Origin of the sequence: Pseudomonas sp. BF-RE-25 (genome assembly GCF_019956105.1) — a bacterium.
In the GTDB taxonomy this organism is placed as follows: domain Bacteria; phylum Pseudomonadota; class Gammaproteobacteria; order Pseudomonadales; family Pseudomonadaceae; genus Aquipseudomonas; species Aquipseudomonas migulae.
The window spans coordinates 25,899-36,293 of the sequence record NZ_JAHBDB010000051.1 but is presented as its reverse complement, the minus strand read 5'-3'; the positions used below and the strand labels follow the sequence as shown (position 1 = coordinate 36,293).

The following is a 10,395-nucleotide window of genomic DNA, read 5'->3' as shown; positions in this document are numbered from 1 at the left end:
AGTTTAAGGACGCCATCGCCGGCAAGCCGGCTCCTACAGGTCGGTGTTTTAATCGACGATCACGGTTTCGACGGTGATTTGCTTGAGGGCATGAAACGGTGCGAGCGCAGCGTCATCGGCAGCGGCCCCGGTAATCAACCGCCACTCCCGCTCAATCGGCGTCCAGTGCTGTTGCCGCGCACGGCCGAGTTTGTCTGTGTCGGCGAGTACCACAATCTGCGCCGCGCGTTTGATGATGCATTCCTTGAGATACGCTTGCTGCGCACTCGCCTCACACAATCCAAACTCCGCGACCACGCCGTCCGCACCAAGGAAGGCTTTGTCGACGCTCAGCCGACTTAACGTCAACTCCGCCAACGGCCCCAGCGTGCTCATGCTCGAACCGCGCAAGTCACCGCCGATAAGGGTCAGGCGAATGCCCGGCGCATTGGCCAGGGTCATCACTGCCAGCAGGTTGTTGGTGACCACGTGCACGTCTTGTCGCGAGCACAGGTGATGGGCCAGCGCGGCACAGGTGGTGCCGCCGTCGAGCAGGACGGTGTCGCCGTCCTGGACATGTGCCGCCGCCGCTTGGGCGATGGCGTCTTTCTGTTCCCACTGGCTGGTTTTGCGCTCTTCGAGGGAGGCTTCCGGTTCATGCACGCCGACCACGGCGGTGGCGCCGCCGTAGGTGCGCACCAGGTGCCGTTGTTTGGCGAGCATGGTCAGGTCGCGGCGCACCGTGGCTTCCGAAACCCCGAGGGCCGCGCTCAATTGCTCGACGTTGGCATCGCCGATGCGGACGAGGTCGAGGATGGCGCGGTGGCGTTCGGAGGCTTTCATGGCGGGTCTCGCACGGTGGACGGTGGTCGATCTTACACGACAGCGCCCCTGCGGCTCATCCCCGTCGCGTAGCCAGTTCCGCGCCCTGGCGCAGCGCTTCGAGCAGGCTGCGCTCATCGGCGATGCCTTTGCCGGCGATGTCGAACGCGGTGCCGTGGTCGACCGAGGTGCGGATCACGTCGAGGCCGACGGTGACGTTCACGCCTGCTTCCAGGCCGAGCACCTTGACCGGGCCGTGGCCCTGATCGTGATACATCGCGACCACCAGATCGAAGTCGCCGCGTCCGGCGCGGAAGAACAGGGTGTCGGCCGGCAGCGGGCCGGTGACGTCGAGGCCGCGTTCCTGCAACAGCTTCACCGCAGGGATGATTTTTTCTTCCTCTTCGCCATAACCGAACAGGCCGTTTTCACCGGCATGCGGGTTGATCCCGCACACGCCAATGCGCGGGCGAGCGATGCCGGCCTTGATCAGCGTCGCGTTGCCGCGCTCGATGGTGCGCTGGACCAGGCCCGGCTCGATCTTGCGGATCGCGTCGATGATGCCGATGTGCGTGGTGACGTGAATCACCCGCAGCTGCGGTGCCACCAGCATCATGGAAACTTCATCGACGTTGGTCAGGTGCGCGAGCATTTCGGTGTGGCCAGGGTATTTGTGGCCGCCGGCGTGCAGCGCTTCCTTGTTCAGCGGCGCGGTGCAGATCGCGTCAATCTGATTGGCCTGCGCCAGCTCCACGGCACGGGCGATGTATTGATAAGCGGCGTCACCGGCGATGGGCGAGAGTTCGCCGAATGGCAGGTCGTCGGGGATCAGGTCGAGGTCGATGCAGTCGATCACGCCGGTCTCGTAGCGTGCCTCGGAAGCGTCCTTGATGCGGCGAATTTTGGCGCTGCCGCCGACAATCACATTGGCTTGTTCGAGACGGCGCGCATCACCAATCACCAGCGGCCGGCACTGTTGATAGACGATGTCGTGAGTCAGGCTCTTGACCACGATTTCCGGACCGACACCCGAGGCGTCGCCCATGGTGATGCCGATGATAGGGAGGTAGTTGCTCATAGTGTTCATTCGAGTCCTTGGATTCGTGTGCGTTGGGGCGAGGAGCGATCGGCGCTGTCGCTCAGGTGTTGCCATGCCGCATACAAAGCGTGATCGGTGCCGAACGCGCCGGCCTTGGTCACGATGCCGGGACGATGGCCTTGCCGGGAAACAGTCGGGCGGGCGAAGGCAACGCCGGCCTCGATTTCGGTGATGAGTTGCAGGCTGTCGATGCCGACGGTGGTCAATATGGCCCGCGCCGTTTCGCCGCCGGTGGCGATCAGGCCGCCGACCTTGGCGAAGTGCGGTTCGACCAGCACGGCCAACATGCTTGAAAGTTGTGCGCCCTCTTGCGGATCGAACGCATCATCGCGACCGATGCACAGCAGCAGGTCGCTCCAGCCATCGAGTTGCTCGCCAATGCGCGCCTGCCAGGTTGCCCAATCTTCATGGGCGACGCCCTGGCGAAGGACCTCAGGCGGGACGACCAGTTCGCTGACACCGCCGCGCTCCTTGAGCAGCGCGCATTGCCGCTCGCAGACGCCGGAAAGGCTGCCGACGAGGATCAGAATCGGCGCCTGGTTTTTTTCCTGCGCAGTCGGTTCGATGGCCGTGAACCGCGTTTCGGCGAAATCCGGAAGACTGGCGATTTCCCGCGCCAGGCCTCCCGAACCGATCCAGAACAGCGGCTGATCCATCGACGCGGTCAGGCGAGCGAGGGTCAGCAGATCGTCTTCGATTTGTGCATCGACAATCAGCGCTTGCGTGCCGCTGCGGGCGACTTCGGCGATGTGCTGCGCGAGCGCATTTTCGTTGCCGCGCAAGGTCTCGAGATCCAGCTTCGCGGTGCTCAGGCCAGCGGCGATGAGCATCGCTTCTACATCAGCTGGGCGATCAGCGTTTTCGAGCTTCCAGGTGTCGGTGGTTTCCAGCGGTTGACCGTTCACGAAGACCCGACCGCCGCGCAGCGTGCGCCCCGTAGCAGGGAATGCCGGGGCAACGATCGCCAGGCCGGCCAAGGGTTGCAGGGCAGCGACTTCCGCCGCCCAGTTACCGCGCAGGGTCGAATCGATTTTCTTGTACAACCGCTGCCCAGGCTGATGCAGCGCCTTGAACGCGGCGACGGTGCGCTTGGCAGCCTGCGCCGCAGAGAGACGGCGAGTGTCCGTATCAGCAGCGATCACCTGAGCATCAGCCGAGTCGTTCAGCGGATCGAGCGTGACCACCGTTTGCAGCCCCACACTCGCAAAGCCGATGGCGCAATCCGCCGCGCCGGACAGATCATCGGCAATGATCAGAATCCTCATCGCAACGCCTCCTGCTTTTGAGGTTCGATCTCCTGCTCAGAGATGACGACAGGGTTGCGCTTTTGTACGCGCTTGGCGACGGCGGCAGTGAGTATCGGCGCAAGAATCGCGGTGACCACCACGCAGGCGGCTACCAATATGGTCGCGCTCTTGGCCGCTTCGGCGTAAACCGGATTGGCCGCCGCGATCAGCGCAGGAACGGCTGCGGCGTTCCCGGCGGTGGTAGCCGCAGCGACACCGGCGACGCCCGTGCCACCGGTCAAACGATCAGCGAAGAACAGCGGAATGCCAGTCAACACGACCACCGCAACACCCATGCCGAGCCCCAGCAAACCGGCCTGCCAGACGTTGTGCAGATCCAGACTTGCGCCCAGCGCCAAAGCGAAAAACGGGATCATCACCGGAACGGCCTTGGCCAGGAAGTCGCGCATGTCGCGGTCGAGATTGCCCAGCAACATGCCCAGCGCCAGCGGCAGGATGCTGCCCACCAGCGTCGGCCACGGGAACGCCGACAGGCCGGCGATGCCGAGGGTGACCATGGTCAGGAACGGGCCTGACTCCAGGGACATGACCGAGTAGGCACCAACGTCTTCGGAGCGACCGTACTGCCCCATCAGCGCCATGTACAAACCGCCGTTGGTGTCGTTCATCGCGGCGACCACCGCCAGCGTCGAGATGCCGGCGAACAGGCCTGACGAAATCGGCTGCTCACCCAGGAAGTGTCCGAGCACGATACCGATGAGCACGGCGATGCCGACTTTGGTAATCAGCAGCGTGCCGCCCTTCTTGAGCAGGTAAGGCGTGGCCTTGATGTTGATGCTCGCGCCCATGCACACATAGAACACCGCGAGGATAGGCAACGCCCCGGTGAACAGTGCGTTGGTGAAGGAGCCGAAAAACTTGGGCGTATCAGGCATGAAGGTGGCGACCAGCGAACCGATCAGCAGGGGCACGATCATCATGCCGCCCGGAATGCGTTCTATGGTGCGCTTGATAGGAAATTGGGCCACGAGGGTCTCCTTTTATAATTGTGGGGTAAGACGTGCTTCACCTCGAAACTGATTGAACCGATCACAAGAGTGATTGATTCAGTCAAAATTATCTTATGCCACCCTTACAGATTGCGCAAATCAATCATTACGGATGCTCGTTTTGATCATTTTGCGTCGGTAGTCGTTGAGCACCTGACGCACTTGCCGCGACCTAGAGCCTCGCGTCGCCCACAAAAAAGCCCCGAACCAGTCAGGGCTATCTTTAAAAACCTACTTGAAGAGTTCGGAATGGCTTCCGAGATCAACAAATGTGATCAGATCGGAACGCGTGTCCTCATAAATCATCAAGAAATCACCGCCTATATGGCACTCTCGAAAACCCGTCCAATCACCCGATAGTGCGATCTGTCAGCCGCTATCATTTGAATGGAGTAACTCTGTGCGGATCGAACATTTGTAGGAGCGAGCTTGCTCGCGATGGTCGTGAACGATATCGCTTGATTGCCGGGTAAACGCAGCGCTCTCAGGTCCATCGCGAGCAAGCTCGCTCCTACAATGGCTCGCATTCGACTGACCGGAATTACAAGCCGTAAGGAAATTCGCGCCCACAAAAAAGCCCCGAACCAGTCGGGGCTTCTTCGTTCTCAGCCTCTAATCAGGCCTCGATACGGCAACCGATCATCAGAAAATGTTGATCGGGTAGTCGACGAACACACGGACTTCGTTGCCGCTGACGTTGTACTCACTCGACTTCTGCGAAACACGCAGGATCGAGCTGCGCAGTTTCACGCTCAGGTCTTTGGCCGGGCCGCTTTGCACGACGTATTTGAACTGGTTGAAGATTTCGCGCTCGGTACCGCCTTCGCTGGTGGAAGTGGTGATGTTGTCGCCGCGCACGTAAGCCACGTTGTAGCTCAGGCCCGGAACGCCGAAGGTGCTGAAGTCCAGACCGTAGCCGACCTGCCAGCTGCGTTCGTCTTCAGCGTTGAAGTCGGACCAGTAGGAGTTCGCCAGGTAGATGGTGTTGCCACCGTCACCGACGCGACCTTGATCCTTCTGATAGCCGCCGTAGGCGTAGCCCAGGTTGCTGTCGCCGGTGCTGCGCTGGTGAGCGACGGTGAACGAGTGCGGGCCGGTGGCGAAGGTGGCTGCCAGGCTCCAGATCTTGTTGTCGTCGCCGGTGGCACCGCTTTCGCGGACGTAGGAATCGTCCAGCTTGGTGCGGTAGCCGTTGAAGTCGAGGGTCAGGGACTGATCCTTGTCGATCGGGAACACGTAGTTGGCGTTCACGTATTGCTTCTTCAACACGTCTTCAACGTCGGACGCGTACACCGCCGCCTTGAACTGCTCGGTGAACTGGTAGCTACCGCCCAATACGTTGATCGACTTCAGGCCACCGCTGTCACGACCTTCCGCGCTTTTGCGCGATTCGGCGGTGAAACGACCGGCGTTCAGTTCCAGGCCTTTGATCTCCTTGGAGGTGATCAGCGTGCCGGTGTAGCTTTCCGGCAGCAGGCGTGCGTTATCGTAGTTCAGCACCGGCAGGGCCGGCATCTGGTCGCCGTAAGTCAGCGTGGTGCTGGAGAGACGGAATTTGACCGCTGCGCCGCCCTTCGACAGGTCGTCAGCCGCGTTGCCGCTGTCGCCCTTCTTGAAGAAGTCGATGCCTTGCGCGCCGGTGCGACCCTTGCCGCCATCCAGACGCAGTGCGTACAGACCGAACGCATCCACACCCACACCGACGGTGCCTTGGGTGAAACCGGACGAGAACGTGCCGATGGCCGCTTGGCCCCACTCGGCTTTGTCCTCACGACTGTCTTTGTAGTCACGATTGATGTAGGCATTGCGCAGCAGCACTTTGAGGCTGCTGTCTTCAACAAAACCCTTGGATTCGGCCTGGTCGTTAGCCATGGCCTGTGTCGCACTCAACATCCCCAGAGCGATCAGGCTGATTCGCTTATTCAACATTTTGTTCTTTTCCTTATTTCGGGTTGATACGCGCTGTGTCGAACGGCTGAAACGGCGCTATCGCACTCTTTTTTCACCCGAAAACAAAAAGGCCCGCCCACGATAAATCGCGGAGCGGGCCTTTTTATTTTTTTGAGTCATGGCGGTTAGCCACAGGCGTTGGGGCGAATCCTATCCGCGCCCTTAACCATGTGTCAATTTCATGAATCGTCTGTGAATAGGTGAAAATCGTCTAAGAAATTACTTGTCCACGATTGCCCGTTGCACGGTGTGGCTGTCGACGAATTGTTCGAAATGGGTAACTTTGCCATTGGCGATGGTCCACAAATGGGCCACGCGAGCATTCATCGGCCGGCCGGTGGCTTTGTAGACTCCGCTGTAATTTCCGTAGGCAAACACCTTGTCTCCCTGTGCGACGTAGTCCTCGATCTTCAGCTGAAAACCTTCCCATTCGGTAGCCAGACGCTTGAAGACGTTCTCGACGATGGCGTCAAAGCCAATATAGGTACCCGCGTAGGGAAAGCCTGCGGCTTCGGTCCAGCGTGCGTCATCGGCCAGGGCTGCGGCGGTGTTGCGCGCATTTTCCTGGGAGTTGGCGCCTTCGTATGTGCTTTTGATCAGGCTCAGGTTATCCATGAGAGGCTCCGGGTGAATTCAGTGGGCACAGCCGTTGAGGCCACAGGCTTGAAACTCGGATGTCGCGGCGTCTGCGGGAAGCGATTGACTCAACCACGCCGCGAAGGCTTGCGGCTTGCCGAGCCATGGGCTGATGTCGATCAACGTGAACTGGCCATCCTGCTCCAGGGCGAAGGTCGGGAAACCATGGCCGCCGACGCTGGCCAACAAGGCGCGACTGGCTTTGATGTGGCGATCGGTATCGGCGTTTTCAAACGCTGACAGGAAGGCTTCGGCTTCCAGGCCGATGTCGTTAGCGAGTTCGATCAACACGGTTTCATCGGCGATACGCCGCCCTTCCACGTAATGCGCGCTCTGCAAACGGCCCAACAACTCCAGTCCACGGCCAGCGACCTGCTGCGCCGCGAGTACGGCGGCAATCGGCGGAGCGGAGTCGAACACCGCCGTTTCATCGCGCAGCAACCCTTCGAAATACGCTTCGCCGAATGGCTGACCGGTGTACTCGGCGATGCGCCGGTCGTGGGGCATCACGTAGTCACGCAAACGTGGCGAGACCATCTGGCGGTTGGCGCCAGTCATCATGCCGCCGCCATGGGCAATCACCGGCAGAACGGCCTGAGCGGCTTGCACCAGTGGTTTTGCGCCGTAGCACCAGCCGCACAACGGGTCGTAAATGTAGTGAAGGATCATGGGAAGGCTCCGGCGAAAAGTCAGGAAAAATCGATGCCGGCAGGTTAGCCCTGCGACAGTTTCTGAAAAACGCCGGAATGGCTTTCAGTCTGTTTCATGAATCGGTCGAATGCTGCAAATCCTTCCTGTAACAACTACGACACAAATTGAAACAATCAAACAAAGGAACTTCTCAGGAATAATTCACGAAAGTAAATAGCAAGCATTACCATTCGCACCCTTCACGATACTACCCAAAATCCTACGGATGCGTCCTTAATGCCTGCCCCATTTCGTCTTACGCCCTTCAGTCTTGGGCTCTCTGCCTTGCTATCTGCCGGTTTTTCCTACGCCGCGCCTACAACCCTGCCGGCAACTTCGATCAGCGCCGAAGCAGAGGCCGACGATCCACGTGTGAAAGAAACCAGCACAGCGACCCGCACGGCCACGCCGGTACGCTACGTGCCACAAGCCATCGACTCGATAAAAACCTCGAACGTCGTCGATTACGGGACCAACGATCTGGGCACGGCGCTGAGCGGAATGCCCAACGTCAGCAGCGGCGCCGACACCCGTTTCGACAGCTTGCGCATTCGCGGTTTCGACGCCAGCAACGACTTTTACCTGGACGGTATTCGGGACGACAGCCAGTACGTGCGCGACCTGCACAACATCGAGCGCATCGAAGTCCTCAAGGGGCCGGCGGCGGTGTTGTACGGCCGTGGCAGTCAGGGCGGGATCGTCAACCGGGTCAGCAAGTTGCCGGAGTTCGGCCGCCGTTCGACCATCGAAGCCCAGGGCGGCAGCAACGATCTGCGCAGCCTTTACGCGGACCTGAGCACTGACCCCAGCGAGAACATCAGCCTGCGTCTGAACATGGGCAACATGGATCAGAACAGTTTCCGCGATGGCGTCAGCGGCAATCGCCAGTTGTTCGCGCCGTCGATGAGCTGGCAACTGACACCCGACCTCAACTGGTTGGTGCAGTACGAATACAGCCGCTACAACCGTACGCCGGATCGCGGAATTCCCGGTGTCAACGGACGCCCGGCAGATGTCGGACGGGATACGACCTACGGCAGCGATAACGATTTCATCGATGACAAGTCGCAATCCCTGCGCTCGAAACTCAGCTATGACATCAACGAGAACTGGCAGCTGCGTCAGACCTTGGGTGTGTTCAAGCTCAACAGCGATTTCGACAACACCTACCTGGTCGGCTACACCCCGGCGACCAACTCGGTCACGCGCCAGCACTGGCAGCAGGACCTGAATACGCGCAACGTGTTTAACAACGTTGAGCTGGAGGGTGGTTTCGATACCTTTGGCCTTGAGCATCGATTGCTGACCGGCATCGAGATCGGCAGCCAGCGCCGCGACCCGATCCTGTACACCGCCGCCACGACCGGCCCCGGCAGTCGGCCCGTTCCGGCGCTGAACCTGAACAGCCCTAATCGCAATTTGCGTCACACCGGACGCATGCAGGTGTCCAGCGACAACCACACTGAAGTCGAAAGCCGTGCGGTGTACGTGCAGGACCAACTGCGCCTGAACGATGAATGGCAACTGTTGGGCGGTCTGCGCTATGACACCTTCGACATCGAATCGACCAACAACCTGCGGGGCATTTCCGAGGACCGCGACAGCCACAGCACCAGCCCACGTGTAGGACTGGTCTGGACGCCGCTGCAGAATCATTCCTTCTATGCGTCATGGACCAAGACCTTTTCCCCGGTGGGCGGTGGCTTGATCGGCATCACGCCTGGCGCTGCCGGCAACACCAACGACCTGAGCCCCGAGCTGACCAAGCAGAAGGAAATCGGCGTGAAGAGCGACTGGCTCGACGATCGCCTGAGCACCACGCTGGCGGTCTACGAACTGGAACTCTACAACCGTCGCACCAGCGATCCGCTCAACCCGACCATTACCTTGCTTTCCGGTAAGCAACGTTCCCGCGGGATCGAGCTGACCGGCACCGGCAAGATTGTCGGCAACTGGTACGTGCGCGGTGGCGTGGGCGTGCAGGACGCGACGGTCGAGAAGGACAACAACGGCTTTGAAGGCAAGCGCATCAGCAACGTGGCCAAGCACAACGGCAGCCTGTTCCTGACCTGGAAACCGGAAATGGGCTGGTACGCCGAAACCGGTTTGACCCTGGTGGGCCAGCGCTACGCCGACAACCTCAACACCACCGTGCTACCGGGTTATGGCCGCTGGGATGCGTTGGCCGGGTTCCGTCAGAAGGATTGGGATTTGCGCGCGGCGCTGAACAACATCAGCGATAAAACCTATTACTCGTCGGCCACCAGCGCGGCGCAGATTCAACCGGGTGAACCACGCAGCGTGGTGGTGACCGGGACTTACAGCTTCTAAACACCAAAGATCCAGACTTCACACTACCTCCCTGTAGGAGCTGGCTTGCCAGCGATGAGGCCATAACATTCAACATTAATGCTGGATGAAAAACCGCCATCGCTGGCAAGCCAGCTCCTACAGGGATTTGTGTAAATACCGGAAAAACCTGCAGGCATAAAAAAGCGCCGCCCTCCCGGCAGCGCTTTTATCAATCCGTTGTTTTTCTTCTTATCCTTCCATCACATCCCACAACGCTTCCAGTTCCGCTTCGCTGAATAAACCAGCGGGGTAACGCTCGATCATCATCCGGCGCGGATCAGGTTCCCTGATCTGACGCGTTCCATTGGACTTCAACCAGTGCGCCAGAATCTGGAGCGAATCGCTGTTCTTTACTGCCAGGGGATGCAATGCCCGCTCGCCCACCACATTCATTTCGGCGTTCATTTCCGCGCTCTCTCCTGGTTTGTGAGCGGCTAACTTATCCAAGGTTTATGACAGAACATCGAAGTCCTCCCCCTCCCTGTCTACACCAGGAGAGATACAAGAGCTGTGCCAATGTGTCTGGATGGTCGACAAGCGGATACAAAAAAAGCCCGTAGTCCTGACGGGC

The 10,395-nt window shown here is 59.8% G+C and carries 9 protein-coding genes and 1 pseudogene; 1 reads left to right on the top strand and 9 read right to left on the bottom strand.

The features are described from left to right. Positions 1-48: 48 nt before the first annotated feature. The 8 genes and pseudogenes from KGB24_RS21690 to KGB24_RS21655 all read right to left on the bottom strand — a co-directional run bounded on the left by KGB24_RS21690 (position 49) and on the right by KGB24_RS21655 (position 7,451). Positions 49-822, bottom strand: coding sequence for a DeoR/GlpR family DNA-binding transcription regulator (locus tag KGB24_RS21690; protein WP_223416012.1), 774 nt, complete (start codon positions 820-822; stop codon positions 49-51). A 55-nt stretch (positions 823-877) separates the two neighbouring features. Then, positions 878-1,879, bottom strand: a complete 1,002-nt coding sequence (gene pdxA / locus KGB24_RS21685) for a 4-hydroxythreonine-4-phosphate dehydrogenase PdxA (protein ID WP_192227011.1) — start codon at positions 1,877-1,879, stop codon at positions 878-880. A 5-nt stretch (positions 1,880-1,884) separates the two neighbouring features. After that, a complete protein-coding gene (locus KGB24_RS21680) occupies positions 1,885-3,165 on the bottom strand; it encodes a four-carbon acid sugar kinase family protein (RefSeq protein ID WP_223416013.1) in 1,281 nt (426 codons plus the stop codon). Beyond that, positions 3,162-4,175, bottom strand: coding sequence for a 2-keto-3-deoxygluconate permease (locus KGB24_RS21675; RefSeq protein ID WP_223416014.1), 1,014 nt, complete (start codon positions 4,173-4,175; stop codon positions 3,162-3,164). Before KGB24_RS21675 ends, KGB24_RS21680 begins: the two co-directional genes overlap by 4 nt. Positions 4,176-4,427: 252 nt before the next feature. Then, positions 4,428-4,556 (bottom strand): annotated as a pseudogene (locus tag KGB24_RS21670) (type II toxin-antitoxin system mRNA interferase toxin, RelE/StbE family); the annotation flags it as partial. 282 nt (positions 4,557-4,838) lie between these two features. Continuing rightward, complete coding sequence (locus KGB24_RS21665; protein WP_008025011.1) at positions 4,839-6,125, bottom strand: OprD family porin; 1,287 nt, start codon at positions 6,123-6,125, stop codon at positions 4,839-4,841. A gap of 240 nt (positions 6,126-6,365) precedes the next feature. Further along, on the bottom strand, positions 6,366-6,761 hold the full coding sequence (locus KGB24_RS21660) for a nuclear transport factor 2 family protein (protein ID WP_223416015.1): 396 nt from the start codon (positions 6,759-6,761) through the stop codon (positions 6,366-6,368). 18 nt (positions 6,762-6,779) lie between these two features. Then, positions 6,780-7,451, bottom strand: coding sequence for a DsbA family protein (locus KGB24_RS21655; RefSeq protein ID WP_223416016.1), 672 nt, complete (start codon positions 7,449-7,451; stop codon positions 6,780-6,782). Between the two features lie 258 nt (positions 7,452-7,709). Between KGB24_RS21655 and KGB24_RS21650 the strand changes: the two genes are divergently transcribed. Further along, complete coding sequence (locus KGB24_RS21650) at positions 7,710-9,803, top strand: TonB-dependent receptor (RefSeq protein ID WP_223416017.1); 2,094 nt, start codon at positions 7,710-7,712, stop codon at positions 9,801-9,803. A gap of 210 nt (positions 9,804-10,013) precedes the next feature. Here the strand turns inward: KGB24_RS21650 and KGB24_RS21645 are convergent, their stop codons facing one another. After that, entirely contained in the window at positions 10,014-10,229 is a 216-nt protein-coding gene (locus KGB24_RS21645; protein WP_008025019.1) for a hypothetical protein, read from the bottom strand. Positions 10,230-10,395 lie beyond the last annotated feature (166 nt).